18 protein-coding genes are annotated in these 17,547 nt (G+C 38.2%); 14 read left to right on the top strand and 4 right to left on the bottom strand.

Going from position 1 to position 17,547, the window contains the following annotated elements:
• The first annotated feature begins 86 nt into the window (after nucleotides 1–86).
• On the top strand, nucleotides 87–1,724 hold the full coding sequence (gene groL, locus AC2S94_RS02985; RefSeq protein WP_484630028.1) for a chaperonin GroEL: 1,638 nt from the start codon (nucleotides 87–89) through the stop codon (nucleotides 1,722–1,724).
• Between the two features lie 95 nt (nucleotides 1,725–1,819).
• Here groL and AC2S94_RS02980 read toward each other — a convergent pair whose 3' ends face one another.
• Complete coding sequence (locus tag AC2S94_RS02980) at nucleotides 1,820–2,866, bottom strand: helix-turn-helix domain-containing protein (protein ID WP_484630027.1); 1,047 nt, start codon at nucleotides 2,864–2,866, stop codon at nucleotides 1,820–1,822.
• Between the two features lie 512 nt (nucleotides 2,867–3,378).
• On the opposite strand from AC2S94_RS02980, the gene AC2S94_RS02975 reads away from it, so the two are divergent.
• Genes AC2S94_RS02975 through AC2S94_RS02940 form a run of 8 tightly spaced genes read left to right on the top strand, consistent with a single transcriptional unit; the run spans nucleotide 3,379 to nucleotide 9,226 of the window.
• Nucleotides 3,379–3,714 carry an arsenosugar biosynthesis-associated peroxidase-like protein gene (locus AC2S94_RS02975; protein WP_309560090.1) on the top strand — a complete coding sequence of 112 codons (336 nt, stop codon included), beginning with the start codon at nucleotides 3,379–3,381 and terminating at the stop codon, nucleotides 3,712–3,714.
• 48 nt (nucleotides 3,715–3,762) lie between these two features.
• The gene (gene arsS / locus AC2S94_RS02970; RefSeq protein ID WP_484630026.1) at nucleotides 3,763–4,818 is read left to right on the top strand and encodes an arsenosugar biosynthesis radical SAM (seleno)protein ArsS; all 1,056 of its coding nucleotides are present in this window, start codon (nucleotides 3,763–3,765) and stop codon (nucleotides 4,816–4,818) included.
• A gap of 10 nt (nucleotides 4,819–4,828) precedes the next feature.
• A complete protein-coding gene (locus AC2S94_RS02965) occupies nucleotides 4,829–5,323 on the top strand; it encodes a rhodanese-like domain-containing protein (RefSeq protein ID WP_484630025.1) in 495 nt (164 codons plus the stop codon).
• Nucleotides 5,324–5,938: a TIGR04282 family arsenosugar biosynthesis glycosyltransferase gene (locus tag AC2S94_RS02960; RefSeq protein WP_484630024.1), complete on the top strand. Its 615-nt coding sequence runs from the start codon at nucleotides 5,324–5,326 to the stop codon at nucleotides 5,936–5,938.
• Nucleotides 5,938–6,750, top strand: a complete 813-nt coding sequence (locus AC2S94_RS02955) for a purine-nucleoside phosphorylase (RefSeq protein WP_484630023.1) — start codon at nucleotides 5,938–5,940, stop codon at nucleotides 6,748–6,750. Before AC2S94_RS02960 ends, AC2S94_RS02955 begins: the two co-directional genes overlap by 1 nt.
• A gap of 1 nt (nucleotide 6,751) precedes the next feature.
• Nucleotides 6,752–7,720: an arsenosugar biosynthesis arsenite methyltransferase ArsM gene (gene arsM / locus AC2S94_RS02950; protein ID WP_484630022.1), complete on the top strand. Its 969-nt coding sequence runs from the start codon at nucleotides 6,752–6,754 to the stop codon at nucleotides 7,718–7,720.
• 18 nt (nucleotides 7,721–7,738) lie between these two features.
• Complete coding sequence (locus tag AC2S94_RS02945) at nucleotides 7,739–8,530, top strand: DUF547 domain-containing protein (protein WP_484630021.1); 792 nt, start codon at nucleotides 7,739–7,741, stop codon at nucleotides 8,528–8,530.
• 9 nt (nucleotides 8,531–8,539) lie between these two features.
• Nucleotides 8,540–9,226 carry a TIGR04283 family arsenosugar biosynthesis glycosyltransferase gene (locus AC2S94_RS02940; RefSeq protein ID WP_484630020.1) on the top strand — a complete coding sequence of 229 codons (687 nt, stop codon included), beginning with the start codon at nucleotides 8,540–8,542 and terminating at the stop codon, nucleotides 9,224–9,226.
• Here the strand turns inward: AC2S94_RS02940 and AC2S94_RS02935 are convergent.
• Nucleotides 9,216–9,464 (bottom strand): hypothetical protein, encoded by a 249-nt coding sequence (locus AC2S94_RS02935; RefSeq protein ID WP_484630019.1) that lies wholly within the window; start codon nucleotides 9,462–9,464, stop codon nucleotides 9,216–9,218. The two genes, AC2S94_RS02940 and AC2S94_RS02935, sit on opposite strands and share 11 nt — an antisense overlap.
• 37 nt (nucleotides 9,465–9,501) lie before the next feature.
• On the bottom strand, nucleotides 9,502–10,248 hold the full coding sequence (locus tag AC2S94_RS02930; protein WP_484630018.1) for a glycoside hydrolase family 113: 747 nt from the start codon (nucleotides 10,246–10,248) through the stop codon (nucleotides 9,502–9,504).
• A gap of 100 nt (nucleotides 10,249–10,348) precedes the next feature.
• On the opposite strand from AC2S94_RS02930, the gene AC2S94_RS02925 reads away from it, so the two are divergent.
• The 5 genes from AC2S94_RS02925 to AC2S94_RS02905 are packed head-to-tail and all read left to right on the top strand — an operon-like array spanning nucleotide 10,349 to nucleotide 16,844.
• Entirely contained in the window at nucleotides 10,349–11,635 is a 1,287-nt protein-coding gene (locus AC2S94_RS02925) for an NAD(P)/FAD-dependent oxidoreductase (protein WP_484630017.1), read from the top strand.
• Nucleotides 11,636–11,637: 2 nt separating this feature from the next.
• Nucleotides 11,638–13,233: a 4Fe-4S binding protein gene (locus AC2S94_RS02920; protein ID WP_484630016.1), complete on the top strand. Its 1,596-nt coding sequence runs from the start codon at nucleotides 11,638–11,640 to the stop codon at nucleotides 13,231–13,233.
• 48 nt (nucleotides 13,234–13,281) lie between these two features.
• Entirely contained in the window at nucleotides 13,282–13,986 is a 705-nt protein-coding gene (locus AC2S94_RS02915) for a glycosyltransferase family 2 protein (RefSeq protein ID WP_484630015.1), read from the top strand.
• Nucleotides 13,983–15,449 carry a cellulose synthase family protein gene (locus AC2S94_RS02910; RefSeq protein WP_484630014.1) on the top strand — a complete coding sequence of 489 codons (1,467 nt, stop codon included), beginning with the start codon at nucleotides 13,983–13,985 and terminating at the stop codon, nucleotides 15,447–15,449. Before AC2S94_RS02915 ends, AC2S94_RS02910 begins: the two co-directional genes overlap by 4 nt.
• 36 nt (nucleotides 15,450–15,485) lie before the next feature.
• A complete protein-coding gene (locus AC2S94_RS02905) occupies nucleotides 15,486–16,844 on the top strand; it encodes an MptA/MptB family glycosyltransferase (protein ID WP_484630013.1) in 1,359 nt (452 codons plus the stop codon).
• On the opposite strand, the gene AC2S94_RS02900 is transcribed toward AC2S94_RS02905, so the two are convergent.
• Nucleotides 16,841–17,488, bottom strand: a complete 648-nt coding sequence (locus AC2S94_RS02900) for a lipid-A-disaccharide synthase N-terminal domain-containing protein (RefSeq protein WP_484630012.1) — start codon at nucleotides 17,486–17,488, stop codon at nucleotides 16,841–16,843. The genes AC2S94_RS02905 and AC2S94_RS02900 overlap by 4 nt on opposite strands.
• Between the last annotated feature and the right edge of the window lie 59 nt (nucleotides 17,489–17,547).

Genomic DNA, 17,547 nt, shown 5'->3' with positions numbered 1-17,547 from the left:
TTACATCCGGTAAGGTATTTATTCAACAAAAATTAATTAACCACAGTTTTTCAGAATTAGCTTTCTGAAAATTAAAATTTATAAAAATGGCAAAAGATATAAAATTTGACATCCAGGCCCGTAACGGGATCAAACGTGGAGTAGATGCATTGGCCAATGCGGTAAAGGTGACTTTAGGACCTAAAGGTCGTAATGTGATCATTAGTAAATCATTTGGAGCGCCAACTGTAACTAAAGATGGTGTAACTGTAGCAAAAGAAATCGAGCTGGAAGACCCACTTGAGAATATGGGAGCTCAAATGGTAAAAGAAGTTGCTTCTAAAACCAATGATCTTGCCGGCGATGGTACTACTACTGCAACAGTTCTTGCTCAGGCTATCGTAAAAGAAGGTCTTAAGAATGTTGCTGCAGGCGCAAATCCTATGGATCTTAAAAGAGGAATTGACAAGGCTGTTGAGTCTCTAACTAAAGATCTTGCAAAACAAACAAAGGAAGTTGGTGATTCTTCAGAGAAAATCAAGCAGGTAGCTTCTATTTCTGCTAATAATGACGATGTAATTGGTGATTTGATCGCGCAGGCATTCGGAAAGGTTGGAAAAGAAGGAGTTATCACCGTAGAAGAAGCAAAGGGTACTGAAACTCACGTTGATGTGGTTGAAGGTATGCAATTTGACAGAGGTTACCTTTCTCCGTATTTCGTAACGAATTCAGAGAAAATGACTGCAGATCTTGAAGATCCTTATATTCTACTTTTTGATAAGAAGATTTCTTCAATGAAAGATCTACTTCCTGTTCTTGAGCCAGTAGCTCAATCTGGAAAACCACTATTGATCATTGCTGAAGACGTAGACGGAGAAGCACTTGCAACTCTTGTAGTTAACAAACTTCGTGGATCGCTTAAAATCGCTGCAGTGAAAGCTCCAGGATTTGGGGACAGAAGAAAAGCAATGCTTGAAGATATCGCAATACTAACCGGAGGAACTGTAATTTCGGAAGAAAGAGGATTCTCTTTAGAAAACGCGACTATCGATATGTTAGGTACTGCTGAAAAAGTAGCGATCGATAAGGATAATACTACCATCGTAAACGGAGCTGGAGATGATAAGGCTATTAAGGAAAGAGTAAACCAGATCAAAGCTCAGGTAGAATCTACAACTTCAGATTACGATAGAGAAAAACTTCAGGAGCGTCTTGCTAAGTTAGCAGGAGGGGTGGCTGTACTATATGTTGGTGCTGCTTCAGAAGTTGAAATGAAAGAAAAGAAAGATAGAGTAGATGATGCTCTTCACGCAACCAGAGCGGCTGTTGAAGAAGGAATCGTTGCAGGTGGTGGTGTAGCTTTAGTTAGAGCTCAGGCCGTACTTGCGAAGATCAAGACTGAAAATGCTGATGAATCTACAGGAGTTCAGATCGTTTCTAGAGCTATCGAAGCTCCACTAAGAACCATCGTAGAAAATGCAGGTGGAGAAGGATCTGTGGTGATCAACAAAGTTCTTGAAGGTAAGAAAGACTTCGGATATGATGCGAAGACTGATACTTACGTAGATATGATGAAAGCCGGGATTATCGATCCTAAGAAAGTAACTAGAGTAGCTCTTGAAAATGCTGCTTCTGTTGCCGGAATGATCTTGACTACAGAGTGTGCACTTATCGACCTTCCTGAAGATGAAAAAGGTGGTGGAATGCCACAAGGAATGGGCGGAGGTATGCCTGGAATGATGTAATCTCATTCATATAAAACTAAAAAGCCCGGTAAATTATACCGGGCTTTTTTTATTTATTACTTTCTAAAAATTATGAAAGGATTGAGAAGTTGATATTAATCCTGTTCTTCTTCCACTTCTGCATCCTTTAGGTTCTTTTTGCTCTTAAGGAAATATTTGGGGCTAACGCCATATTTTTCTTTAAAGATCTTAGAGAAATAACTTCGGTTGTTGAGGCCTATGGAAGTCACGATTTCAGAAATGTTCTTTTCAGAAAGTTTCAGCATTTCTTTCGCTGCTTCCAGCTTTACATGTTGCATGTATTTATTAACCGTAAGATTATAAACATACTTGAATCCTTCCTGAAGTTTATTCACGTTCGTACCTGCTTCCTTGGCTAGCGTTTCTACGGTAAGGTTGGTACTAAGATCTCCCTGAATTCTTTTAGCGACATAATCTACTTTTTCAATATCAGACTTTCTAAGAATCTGAGGTAGATTTTCTCCATTTTCATCATCCTCATATTGAGCGATCTGGATTACCAGCATTTCAAATGTTTTACCTTCCAGGAAAAGATTTCTCAAGAAACCTGTATAATCGTTAGAATTGATATCTTCCATCAGGTCTGCAGCCTTTATACTGTAATTTCCCTGGTAATAGAACTGTTTCTTGGAAACTGCATCTTTGAACAATTCTTTAAGAGTAGGATCCAGATCTTTGAAATCGTAATTAGATCTATGCGTGAAGATTGAACGTATGATTTCCAGGCTGGAAACATGAGTTGGTACATCTTTCTTGAAATAAAGGATATGTCCGTCATAACCATGACTACTCACCACGATATTCTGGTAAGTATCAATTGTGTGTACCTTTTCTTTATTCTGAAAACAGTGACCCACGCTACCTTCTGAACAAAAGATAAATTTCAATGGATGTACGGTGTTCAGAGAAAAGTGAATTTCAACATCTTCGAAGAACTTACAGTTATATGTAACAAAGCCCATCCCTGAATCGAAACTAACACCTCTTATATATCCTTCACCTATATGTTCAGGTAACTCAATGGATAATTCTCCGCTGTTATTTTTTAACTCAGTTTGTAGTGATTCGGCAATGTCCTCAAGGATTTCATTAACCGGCAATGTTTTTACATCAATTCTCATTCGTAAACTCCAAATTATCGCTTTCTAAAGTTAAGCGATTTTTAACAAATAATTTTATATAAATAGGGATGTAAAATTATAATTTGTGTGAAAAAATTAAGAATTCTTTCTAAAGTTATCATTGTTTGAGATAATTGTAATGCGAAAAACGTTATTGTGGCGCCGCTTTCCAGAGGTTTTTAGGCTTTTTCAATTAAATTTCCTGATTTAGAATTATTTGTTAAAACTTTTTCTATCGCGCCTATAGACGCTAAATTGATTGAAAACAAAAATTATGAGTGCAGATAAAGACAGATCGTCTCCCGTTCCAACTGATCATAAAAAAAGTGAATCAGGAAGAAATCAATCAACAGAAACTAGGACTGAGAACTCTCGTTCAAAATTGTGGATTGTTATACTAATTATTATCGTTTTTTTACTTATCATCCTTTCTGTTACTGGTGTGGTAAATCTTTAAAACTAATTGCCTTATATTTCCGTAAATATTTAAAAGGCTTAAACGATAAAAAATTATGTCCAAAAATTATTATGATCCTGCCGACCTTCGAAAGTTTGGTGAAATTACAGAATGGAGTGAAGATCTGGGAAAGAAATTTTTCGATTATTATGGAAAGGTTTTCGAAGAAGGGGCTCTATCAGCAAGGGAGAAATCATTGATCGCGCTTGCCGTGGCGCACGTGGTAAAATGTCCTTATTGCATTGATGCATATACCAAAGACGGACTTCAACGGGGGATCACCAAAGAAGAGATGATGGAAGCTGTTCATGCCGGTGCTGCTATAGAAAGCGGCGCAACGCTAGTGCATGGAGTGCAAATGATGAATAAATACAAAAAGCTTAGTATGTAAGTTAATTCAGAAAAACTGAACTAACTTTCTAAGCAAGAAATACATTTTATGTTAACGAAGTCCCTTAAGGCAAGAAAGGATGACCTTTCGAGCCCACAGAATCAACTTAAATTTCTTAGCAATGGTATTTTCAAAGAAGGCGAATTACCGCGATTCAGAGAAAAGATTGCTGAAACCGGAAAATTTCCTTTAAAACCTAAGAAGCTGGAAATTCTTCAGCTTAACCTTGGTTACATGTGTAACCAGGTATGCTCGCATTGTCACGTAGATGCCGGGCCAGACCGCAAGGAGATCATGACCAGGGAAACCATGCAACAATGTTTGGAGGTTATAAAAACCACTGGAGCGCATACTCTTGATCTAACTGGTGGAGCTCCGGAAATGAATCCGAATTTTCGTTGGTTCGTGGAAGAAGCGGCCAAGGCGGGAATCAAAGATTTTATTGTAAGATCTAACCTTACCATCATTCTTGCCAACAAGAAATATCATGATCTGCCAGAATTTTTCAAAAAACACAATGTTCATGTAGTTTCCTCCCTTCCTTTTTATAAGCGGGAAAAAACAGATAAACAGCGAGGGAGCGGTGTATTTGACAAGTCTATCAAAGCTCTGCAAATGCTGAACGCGGTAGGTTATGCCCAGGAAGGAACAGGTTTAAAGCTGGATCTGGTTTATAACCCATCAGGCGCCTTCCTGCCTACAGATCAGGGTGCGATGGAAAAGGATTTTAAAGAAGCTCTAAAAGAGGATTTCAATATTGATTTTGACAACTTGTTTGCAATCACCAACCTTCCAATAAGTAGGTTTCTGGAATACCTTATAGCATCAGACAATTATGAAGATTATATGTATGCTCTGGTAGATGCCTATAATCCTGCAGCTTTGGAAAATGTGATGTGTACAAATACCATTTCCATTAGCTGGGACGGCTGGTTATATGACTGTGACTTCAACCAAATGCTGGAATTGAAGGTAAATAGTAAAGTTCAGCATATTAGTGAATACAATGAAGATTTATTGAACGATAGAGAGATCATCATTTCACAACATTGTTATGGTTGTACTGCTGGTGCCGGTAGTAGCTGCCAGGGAACGGTAACCTAAGCTTCACATATTGAAAAATCACTTTTTAATTTACCTGTTTCTGTTGATAGCCGGACAGTCATACGCCCAGGCGTCACTTTCTGAATTGCTTTCAAAATACAACTCTGGTGAGATTCCGTATATATCAGTTCAGGAATTAAGAATGTATCAGCTGGATGATGAGGTTATTATCCTGGATGCCCGCGAAAAGGAAGAGTTTGAGGTAAGTCATCTGGAAAATTCCATATATGTTGGTTATGATGATTTTGATGAGTCTGTCCTGAACAATATTCCGAAGAATAAGAAGGTGGTTGTCTATTGTTCTCTCGGAATAAGATCTGAAAATATTGGCAGAAAACTTCAAAAAGCAGGATATAACGATATTCAGAATTTATATGGAGGTATTTTTGAATGGAAAAATAGCGATCTTCCGGTTTTGGATTCTAGTGGTAACGAAACTGAAAAGGTCCATGCATTCTCTAAGCATTGGGCTAAATGGCTGAAAAAGGGCGAAAAAATTTATTAAGTGAAGAAACTGAATAAGGAGAATCTACTTCTCATTTTTACTAAAAATCCGGTTGCCGGGAAAGTCAAAACAAGGCTGGCCAAAGATCTTGGGAATGAAAAGGCTTTGGATGTCTATAATTTTCTTTTAGATCATACCGTAAAATTCACTTCGGAAGTCAATTCTTCAAAGCAGGTTTATTATTCCGATTCGGTCAATAAAGACGATATCTGGAATAATGAACTTTTTGAAAAAAGAAAGCAGGAAGGCGATGATCTTGGAATTAGAATGCAGCATTCTTTTAATGCTGGTTTTCAGAATGGATTTAGGAAAATAGTAATTATTGGAAGTGACATGTACGATATCAATTCTGAAGATATTGAGAAAGCTTTTCGAGAATTAGATGATCACGAATATGTGATCGGCCCGGCGCAGGATGGAGGATATTATTTATTCGGAATGAAATCCTTAAATTCGGACGTGTTTAAAAATAAAGAATGGGGAACTTCCAGTGTATTAGAAGATACTTTGAAAGATCTTGAAGGCTGTAAGGTCGCACTATTGGAAACCCGCAATGATGTGGATCTGTTGGATGATATAAAGGATCATCCTGCGTTTCAAAAATTTATAAAATAATGACAGACAGAATAAATGAATCTGTAGACTATCTAAAGTCAAAAGGTTTTGGAGAACCGGAAGTAGGGATCATACTTGGAACAGGATTGGGTAAACTTCTTGATGATGTGGAAATAGAGGTGGAAGCCAGTTATAATCATATTCCATATTTTCCTACGGCAACGGTAGAATTTCATAAAGGAAAACTCGTTTTTGGTACGCTTGAAGGTAAGAAAGTGATCATAATGCAGGGCAGATTTCATCTTTATGAAGGTTACAGTCTTTTTGATGTGACTTATCCGGTACGAGTAATGAAGCGTTTAGGGATGAAGAAATTATTGGTTTCAAATGCTTCGGGTGCCATTAACCTGGATTTTAAGGAAGGTGAATTGATGCTTATTGATGATCATATTAACCTTCAGGGCGGTTCACCACTTGCATTCCACGGAGTTGAAAAACTAGGTGAAAGGTTTGTGGATATGAGCGAACCTTATAATTCAGAAATGAACAGCATTTTTGAAGAAGCTGCCAAAAAGAATAGCATAACCTTGCATAAAGGTGTCTATGCTTCGGTACTTGGGCCTCAGCTCGAAACAAGGGCAGAATATAGGTATTTGAAACTCATTGGAGCAGATGCGGTGGGAATGAGCACCGTTCCTGAAGTGATTGTTGCAAATCACCTGGACATTCCCGTTTCCGCGATTTCTGTAATTACTGATCAGGGAGATCCTGATAACCTCGAAAAAGTGGATATTCAGAATATATTGGCAAATGCTGCCATGGCAGAGCCGAACATGGTAAAATTATTTAAAGAATTACTTCAGAATATATAAGATGAGTTATTTAGAAACTACGAAAGATGTATATAGAGATGCGGCTTTAACTCCAGATGTTGGTTTATGCTGCACTACAAATCCTATTTGGGAATTGCCGGGATTGAAAATCCCGAAGATCATGCAGGAGATGAACTATGGTTGTGGAACCACCGTTCATGCCAGAGATCTTACCAACGATCCAAGAATTCTATATGTTGGTGTTGGAGGCGGAATGGAGCTTTTACAATTTGCTTACTTTTCCAGGCAAAAATCTGGGGTTGTGGGTATAGATGTGGTAGATGAAATGCTGGAAGCTTCCAGAAAGAATTTTAAGGAAGCAGAGGAAATGAATCCATGGTTTAAGTCTGAGTTCGTAGACCTAAAAAAAGGGGATGCTACAGAATTGCCGGTAGAAGATAATTCAATAGATGTGGCCGCGCAAAATTGCCTTTTCAATATTTTCAAGACCGAAGAACTTACCAAAGCTCTCAAGGAAATGTATCGTGTTTTAAAACCACACGGCAAGCTTGTGATGAGCGATCCTACTTGTGAACAGGAGATGAACGATGAACTTAGGAACGATGAAAGGCTGCGAGCGCTTTGCTTAAGCGGTAGCTTGTCTATCAAGGACTATGTAAAAGCTCTTACCGATGCCGGATTTGGAACTATAGAGATCAGGGCCAGAAAACCTTATCGAATTCTGGATCCTAAAAACTATCCAACCGAAGAACTCGTATATATAGAGTCTATTGAAGTCGCGGCGATCAAAGATCCCATGCCGGAAGACGGACCGTGTATTTTTACAGGTAAAGCAGCTATATATTATGGCGAGGATGATCATTTTGATGACAAAAAAGGTCATGTTTTGATGAAAAATCAACCTTTGGCGATTTGTGATAAAACTGCAAATGCCCTGGCTTCATTAGGAAGAGACGATATATTTATTAGTGAATCCACTTTTCATTACGATGGCGGTGGTTGCTGCTAACATTTGAAATTTAAAGCTATGAAAAAGATCATTTTAAGTATTACCGTTCTAATTTCAGGTGCCTGTATGTTTGCATCCTGTAATCTGATCTCCAGTGCAGGTCTTAATGCCAAGGGACTTCCTGCTCCAGATGTTTCCGAACAAAATTCTGCTGAAAAAGAACCGATTATAGACCATTCTGTCTGGAACAATTTGCTGAAAAAGCATGTAAGTGCCAGTGGAATGGTAGATTATCAAGGCTTTAAAAATGATCGTTCTAAACTGGATGAATATTTAAAGTTATTGTCATCCCAGGCACCTTCCGAAGATTGGGGCACTAATGAATTACTTGCTTATTACATCAATTTATATAATGCTTATACGGTAGACCTTATCCTGAGAAATTATCCGGTAAAAAGCATAAAGGATATTGATAGCCCGTGGACTTCAGAATTCATTAAGGTGGGAGATACCGAAATTTCACTGGGGGGAATTGAAAACAGTATCCTGCGAAAAATGAATGAACCAAGAATTCATTTTGCCATAAACTGTGCATCTATTTCCTGTCCAAAATTACTGAATGAAGCGTATACGGCAGACAAGATTGAAGAGCAACTGGAAAAGGTAACCATGGAATTTATCAATTCTGATAAAAATGAGATCTCCAAGAACTCCGCTAAACTTTCTTCTATCTTCGATTGGTACAAGAAAGATTTTAAAGAAAACGGAACTGTGATAGATTACATTAACGAGTATTCAAATACAAAGATCAATTCCGGGGCAAATATTTCTTATAAAGAATACAACTGGAATTTGAATGATGCAAAATAATCAGTCCAGATGATAAGTATTATCATTCCGGTATACAATGAAGAACAACAGCTTCCAATGCTACTAAAGCATCTGGAAGCTTATTCTTCAGGCCAGGTTGCTCAGATTATTGTAGTTGATGGCGGAAGCACTGATGGTACTGCTAATATTGCCAAGAATCACCCTAAGGTTTTTTATGTACCTTCTGAAAAAGGCCGTGCCGTTCAAATGAATACAGGTGCGAAATTGGCTGAAGGTAATATCCTGTATTTTCTTCATGCAGATAGTTTTCCTCCAGAAAATTTTGATTCCCTTATCGTGAAGGAGGTTGAAACAGGTAAGAAAGCGGGATGTTTTCAGATGAAATTTGATAAAGATCACTGGTGGTTAAATCTCATGGGATATTTTACCAAAGTGAATCACATTAGTTGTCGCGGTGGTGATCAATCTCTGTTCGTAGAAAGAGAACTTTTTGAGGAAATTGGTGGATTTGACGAGACCTACAAGGTTTATGAAGATAACGAGATCATAAAAAGGCTCTATGAAAAGAAGCAATTCAGTGTGATTAAAAGCTGGATCACTACTTCTGCCAGGCTCTACAATCGGCTCGGAGTTTGGAACACACAAAAGCTTTTTATAGAGATCTACTGGAAAAGAAGAAGAGGAGCCACCGCCGAGGAACTCTACAGTCACTACTACAAACGAGTTAGTTCCTGAATTTTTTGTAATACTCCATAATGATGTTTTCCGCGGGTTTATTTTGTGGAGTAAAGCGATCATTGTCTATTCCGCCAGAATTTTCAGGATGATGCCATTTCCACAAATATCCTCCGGCAAACCAGTTTTCAGGCCAAATTTCTTCATACAGAATTTTTAGTCCTCTGGCCTGCAGATTATGATTTGTTCTGGAATTTTCTCTACCAGAATTCCATGGCTCCTTTAGGGCGAAATCCATACTTCTATAACCATACTCTGTGAAAATTACTTTTTTATCATATCTCTGAAGATAAATTGGAAAGCATTTTTTTATGATTTATCCATCCTTCTGAAATTTCTGTTTCGGTAGGAGAATCCTTATCACTAATCGGGAAATAGGCATCTACACCAATGTAATCAAGTTGATTCCAAATATCAACCTGATCTACTTTATCCCAGTTTTCAGCATAAACAAGTTTTCCAGCATAAACTTTTCTGATATCTTTGATAAGCGATCTCCAGAAATCCGGTCTGGCCTTAACAAAATTGTATAGTTCTGTTCCTATACAAAAGATCTCAATATGTTGTTCTTCAGAAATCTTTGCATACAGCATCATATATTCTCTGTACGAATTTTCAAATTTTTGCCATTCGGCCTCATTTTCAAACTTTAGATCGCCTGTAAATTCACCATTTCTAATCCAGAGATGCGGTTTCATCATAATTTGCAGATCTTGCTCTCTCAAAAGCTGAATACTGTGCTCAATTCCTTCGGCACGTTCCCCAAACCATTGCCTGTTTAAATTGAATAGCAGCTGCGGATCTTTTTTATCTCGAATAAAAGCATAGGGCATAAGCGCCACCGAATTAGCATTTACTTTTAAAATTGGTTCGATATGTTTTCTATCAAGACTATCTCTGGAAGCCACTAGGCTTATACCGTTGATCTTTTTTATAGGAATCTCTGCCTGGCAAGAACATAGATTTATGCTGAAGGTCAGCAACATTAAATTCAGTAAAAGAAAACTTGCTTTTCTGGCCATATTTTAGAATTATAAAAAGCTTTATACACTTGGGATTCTGGCTATTTTCAGCTTACTTTACTCAAATGCTATCCGGCCTTTCGCCAAATTAGAAAAATTAATGGAGCATATTGTAATTATTGGAAACGGAATCGCGGGAATTACCGCTGCCCGACATATTCGTAAATCTTCCGATCATCAAATTACGGTAATTTCAGGAGAGTCTGATTATTTCTTTTCCCGCACGGCATTAATGTATGTTTATATGGGCCACATGAAATGGGAACACTTGAAACCGTATGAAGATTGGTTTTGGGCGAAAAACCGTATTGCGTTGAAAAAAGCCTGGGTAGAAAAAATAGATTTCAAAAATAAGAAATTGCGGTTTTCTTCAGGCGAACCTTTGGAATATGATAAGTTGATCATCGCTACTGGTTCTGTGTATAATAAGTTCGGCTGGGAAGGAGAAGATCTGAAAGGCGTCCAGGGCCTGGTGTCAAAGCAAGACCTGATAGAGCTAGAAGAAAATACCAGATTCACTAAAAAAGCGGTAATTGTTGGTGGAGGATTAATTGGAGTGGAATTAGCAGAAATGCTTAGAACACGTGAAATTGATGTTACCTTTCTGGTTCGGGAAAATGCATTCTGGAATAATGTTTTACCATTGCCTGAAGCTGAATTGATTTCAGAACATATCTCTTCTCATGGTGTAGATCTTAGGCACCATACAGAATTAGACAAAATACTTCCTGATGAAGATGGCAGGGTTAGAGCCATAATTACTAAGGATGGCGAAGAAATTGATTGCCAGTTAGTCGGGCTTTGTGCAGGTGTGAGGCCAAATATTGATTTTTTGAAGGATTCAGAACTGGAAACAGATAGGGGAATTTTGGTGAATGAATTTCTGGAAACAAACCTTCCAGACGTTTATGCAATTGGGGATTGCGCTCAGCAAAAAAATCCTATTGGTCAGCGAAAAGCTGTTGAAGCTGTCTGGTATACCGGCAGGATTATGGGAGAAACGCTGGCCAGAACATTAACCGGAGAGCGTACTGCATATCAGCCAGGAAACTGGTTCAACTCGGCTAAATTCTTTGATGTTGAATATCAGACATACGGTTGGGTCTGGCCAAGGCCAAAAGCAAATGAACAGCATTTCTACTGGAGACATCAAACCGAACCGAAAGCAATCACTATTTCTTACGATAAAGACTCTAAAAAATTTTTAGGTATCAATACCTTCGGAATCAGAATGAGACAGGAGATCTTTGATCTATGGCTGAATGAGGAAAGGAAGATTGATCATGTTCTGGCAAATTTGAAACTTGCCAATTTTGACCCAGAATTTTATGATCGCCACGAAAAAGAAATATTCAGAAGTTTTAAAAATAATCTACAGGAAGCATAGAAATGAGCAGGATTGAACACAATATGGCGCTAACAGGAGATGCTCCCAAAGCGATCAATACACAACAGAAGTTAGCTACTTTCCTGGGAATGTCGGGACTTCTAATTCTATTGCTCGCTACTCTGAATATCAATTTTCCAAATAAAACTTTATGGCTTAGTATTTCATTGGCTTCAATAACTGGTGGAATTATCTGGTTCGCAAAAGCGGCCTATGCCGGCAAGCATGAAGGGATAAAGAATGACGGAGTTTGGTTCAAATCCATGACCAATAGAGGCTATCTTGCCTGGCTCGCAGGAATCGCACTCACGGGTTTCTATATTATTCTCTATTTCTATCCGGAATATCTTGGACTTCGCAGTGAAGGAGATAATACAGGTTTGATCGCTCTTTTTGATCCATTGAGCAGACTGCTAAGCGGGAATCCAGCAAGTCAGTGGTTTGTATATGGAACACTTTATACTATTGCTATCGTGGCTTTTGGAGTAAAATTCATCTGGAAATACCGGCATAATCGTTATGAGAAACTTCGTACCGTTTCAGTAATGTTTTTTCAAACTGCCTTTGCCTTTCTCATTCCCGAATTCATGGCCAGATTGAATGGTGAAGGTTTCAATTTGCCTTACTACGATCTTAAAAATATATGGCCTCTCAACTATTATAATTTTGAACAATACCGGGTTGATGGTTTTATCTCCTCAGGTAATATTGGACTTGCGTTACTATTATTTGGGATCGCTTCTATTTTCGTGATCACGCCAATTCTTACTTATAAGTATGGTAAACGCTGGTACTGCAGCTGGGTTTGCGGTTGTGGCGGTCTTGCCGAAACTGCCGGAGATCCCTACAGACATCTATCAGACAAGAGTCAGTTTGCGTGGAAAGTAGAACGCTGGGTTATTCATAGTGTGCTGGTTTTTGTTGTGTTAATGACCACTGCGGTGATCTACACCTATCTGGGTTATGACCCAAATAAATACTGGCTTACCAGGGATGTTTTTCTCATTGGAGTTGCCGCATTTTTAACCTTATTGTTTGCAGGGATCTGGTATTTTAAAAGGGAAGAATTAGATAAGGACGCGAGATATGGAGCGATCGGTTATTTGGTGATCATTCTTTCTTTAATCGGGTTTCATTATATGAGCGGAAATAACCTGTTTCTTTTCAATGCGGAAAGTTTGCGGGTCGCCTACGGATTTCTGATTGGCTCTATTTTTAGTGGCGTGATTGGTACCGGATTTTATCCAATTTTTGGTAATCGTGTCTGGTGCAGATTTGGGTGCCCTATGGCAGCAATTTTAGGAATGCAGCAGCGACTTTTTTCTAAATTCAGGATCACTACAAATGGCGGACAATGTATTTCCTGCGGAAATTGTTCCACTTATTGTGAAATGGGAATAGATGTTCGCGCGTATGCTCAGAAAGGTCAAAATATTGTAAGATCAAGTTGTGTTGGTTGCGGGATATGTTCCGCCGTTTGCCCACGTGGTGTTTTAAAACTTGAAAATGGCTCTCAAAAGAACAGGATAGATTCAGAAGATGCCATCCTTGGAGATAATATAGACCTACTGGATCTAATCAATCAGAAGAGCAACTAAAATGTAAGGAATTAGCTTATTTTCGCACTTCCTTTAAAACTCTGAATTTTGCAAACCGCAAATACGCCTTTGATCAAGGTAATTATTCCTGCATTTAACGAAGCCGATTCCATCCCGCTGGTGATCGCTGATATTCCCGAAATTGTGGATGAGGTGATCGTGGTTAGCAATAATTCAACAGATGAAACAGAGGAAAATGCCAGGAATGCTGGTGCTACGGTCCTTTCTGAAGATCGAAAAGGTTATGGTTATGCCTGTTTAAAAGGCATGGATTATATTTCAAAACAGGAGGAAAAACCCGATATTATCGTCTTTCTAGATGGTGATTATTCAGATTATCCGGATGAAATGGATGAAATTCTGAATCCTATTATTCTGGATAATAAAGATTTCGTTGTGGGAGCAAGAGTTTCCAGTTGGAGAGAGAATGGTTCGATGACCTTTCCACAGAGATTCGGAAACTGGTTAGCTACAAGCCTGATGAAGTTAATTTTCGGTTCCAGGTTTACAGATCTTGGTCCATTCAGAGCGATCAAATATGAAAAACTGCTTCAGCTAAACATGGAAGACAAGACTTATGGCTGGACGGTTGAAATGCAGTTGAAAGCTTTACGACAAAATTTAAGCTATGCTGAGGTGCCTGTGCATTACAGAAACAGGATTGGTGTCTCAAAAGTTTCAGGAACAGTCAAAGGTGCTATCTTTGCAGGCGTGAAGATTCTTGGTTGGATTTTTAAATATAGTTTTAAATGATAGATTTAGCGGTAATCATAGTTTATACTCTGGCTTTACTCGTTATTTTTATTTATAGCCTTTCACAGCTGCATCTGTTAATCAATTATCTTAAGGCTACAAAGTCTACAGAAAAGGCTGAGAAGTTTGATTTTACTTCAGAACAATTGCCTCAAGTTACTATCCAGTTACCCCTTTATAATGAATATTATGTAGTTGAAAGGTTACTGAAAAATATAGCCCGTATCAATTATCCAAAAGATAAACTGGAGATCCAGGTATTGGATGATTCTACCGATCATTCCGTCCAAAAAACTGCTGAAATTATTACCAATTTGCAGCAATCAGGATTAGATATTCAGCATATCAGGCGTGAGAACCGTGCTGGATTTAAGGCGGGTGCTCTTAAGGAAGGTTTGAAAATTGCTAAAGGCGAATATGTCGCGGTTTTTGATTCAGATTTTGTACCGGGAAAAGACTGGTTGAAGCAAACTCTGCCATACTTCAAAAATCCGAAAATTGGTGTGGTGCAAACTCGTTGGGGGCATCTTAATCGGGATTATTCATTGCTTACCAGGATCCAGGCCTTTGCATTAGATTTTCATTTTATCCTGGAGCAGACCGGCAGGAATTTTGGCAGGAATTTCATCAACTTCAACGGGACTGCAGGAATCTGGAGAAAGGAATGTATTCTGGATGCGGGGAACTGGAGCGGTGATACATTAACTGAAGATCTGGACCTGAGTTATCGCGCCCAGATGAAAAAATGGGAATTTAAATATCTTGAAAATGTAGAAACTCCGGCAGAATTACCGGTAGTTATTAGCGCAGCACGTAGCCAGCAATTTAGATGGAATAAAGGCGCAGCAGAGAATTTCAGAAAAAATTATGGAAAATTACTCAGAGATCCAGGTGTTTCATTTTCGACCAAATTCCATGGATTTTTTCATTTATTGAATTCCAGTATGTTCCTGATCGTATTGTTACTGGGAATTTTAAGTGTTCCGGTTCTCTATATTAAAAACAACAATCCCGCATTCTCGTGGTATTTCAATTTGATGGCTGGTTTCGCGATTAGCACATTTATCTTTTTCGCTTGTTATTATGTAGCCTATTCCAAGATTCATGGAAAAGGATTTAAAAGCTTTTTGAAGTTTATCGGGATGTTTATCACGTTTTTTTCTATTGCCATGGGATTTTCAGTGCATAACACTCTCGCCGTGCTGGAAGGTCATTTCGGTAAGAAATCTGAATTTATCAGAACGCCAAAATTCAATATCAGTTCTATTAAAGATTCATGGAAAGGTAATTCATATCTCACTCAGCGTTTTTCCAAGAATGTTATTATTGAAGGACTGCTTTTTGTCTATTTTGGTTTTGCCATCTGGAGCGCCTTCAAGCTGAACGATTATGGATTACTGATCTTTCATTTAATGCTTTTTTCAGGTTTTGGCTTTGTGTTTTTTAAAAGTATCCGCGCTTAAAATTTCCTATTTTAGCCGAACGCCGATCGCTACTAAATGAATTTAAGCTTCTTTAAATTATACAAGATCCCGATCTTATTGACACTTTCCTGTGTCGCATTTTATTTTGTTTTCGGCTATGATCTTGTTCGTACAGATTTTTTCCGGTTGATGGGAATTTATGGGGCTCTATGCTTTATGTTTTACAAACTGGTGCAGATGTTAAAATTTGATCTCCGAATTCTAACCGGCCTGGCAATTGGTTTCCGACTCATTTTTTTATTCGCACTTCCAGTATTATCCCAAGATTATTTAAGGTTTATCTGGGACGGAAGGCTAATCGCAGATGGATGGAATCCATATCAATATATACCCAATAATCTAATCGAAATTCAAGGTTTTCAGATCCCTCAAGCAGATGAACTTTTATCTGGAATGGGAAAATTAAGTGCAGGACATTTTTCAAATTATCCGCCTTTAAATCAGTTCATTTTTGCAATTGCAGGCTGGTTTTCTAATGCCAGTATACTTGGTGCGGTGATCATTTTTAGATTGATTATAATTTTTTCTGATATTGGAATCTTGATCTTTGGAAGGAAATTATTAAAATCCTTAGGGTTGCCAGAACACCGTATTTTCTGGTTTATCCTGAATCCGTTCGTGATCATCGAGATGACTGGAAATCTCCATTTTGAATCGGTTATGGTTTTCTTTCTCGTGCTCTCACTGTATTTGTTACACCGCGGTAAATGGATCTTGAGTGCACTAATTTTTGCACTTTCTATTTCTATAAAATTGCTGCCGTTAATGCTGCTGCCCTTATTTTTCGGCTATTTCAACTCTAGAAAAAATGAACTCAGCTTTAAGAAACTGATTCTTTATTACGTGATAGTTTCATTTACAGTTATCCTGACATTTATACCCTTTTATTCACCAGAGGTTTTTTCGAATTTTATGGCAAGTATAGGCTTATGGTTCGGGAAATTTGAATTTAATGCCAGTATTTATTATATCATTCGCTGGATAGGATTCCAGGTGAAAGGATATAACATCATTGAAACCGCTGGAAAGGTTCTACCGATCGTTACCATTTTGATCATTCTAGGATTGACATTTTTGAGAAAAAATCAGAACACAAAACAGTTGCTAACAAATATGCTTTTTGCAGTTACCTCTTATCTGTTGCTTTCAACTACGGTTCATCCTTGGTACCTGGCAATTCCATTGCTTCTAAGCGTCTTTACGGAGTATAAATATATGTTGATATGGTCTGCAGTAATAATGCTCAGTTATTACGCTTATTCCAATCCTGAATATCAGGAGAACTTATGGTTGATCGCTATAGAATATTTAATCGTTGCTTATTTCTTCTTTAAAGATTTGTCCTGGTTGCCTATCAAATCGAAAGTGGATTAAGCTTCAAATTTTTCTCCGACCTGCGCATCCGATTTTTTCAGTAGATACATGTCTCTCATGTAAATGATCGCGCCAAAGAAATGTGCAGCAATAAGCACTGGGTCTTCTCTGAATATTCCGTAGGTGAACAGAAGGGCAGATCCGATCAAGCTCAATACCCAGAATCCCATGGGTAGCGATGACTCCTGGTTTTTTTCAGAATGATACCATTGGTAAAAGAATCTGGAAGTATAGATGATCTGGGCAAGAATACCTAAAGCGATGAGCCAGCCAGCAATATTTTCAGTTTTGAAAAGGTCACTCCAGCGTAGAGTTCCAAAAAACCAAATGTAGGCGGCAATTCCGAAGGGAAAAGCGACTACTAGGATCTTAAAAAAAATATTTCGTTCGTGCCATTCGCCCATTAAATTAAGATTACGCCAGTAAATACCGTAAATGAGAAACTGACCCAACATGATGGCAAGATCTTCACGCAAATAACCATAGGTGAAAAGAAGGATAGAGGCCAGTAAACTTAGCTTCCAGAATAATACGGGAGTTTCAACCTTCTTTGATTTTTCAGAAAGGAACCATTGAGAGATCAACCTGGCAGAAAACAGCAGTTGCGCTAAAAATCCAATGGCAAATATCGGCCAGTTCTCCATAAATCTTCAATTAAAAAAGGCTGTTCAATATTAGGTAATAATTAATACTGAACAGCCTT

Source organism: Christiangramia pacifica (assembly GCF_057221535.1).
The sequence above is the reverse complement of the archived record's forward strand: the minus strand, read 5'-3'. Positions and strand labels throughout refer to the sequence as shown.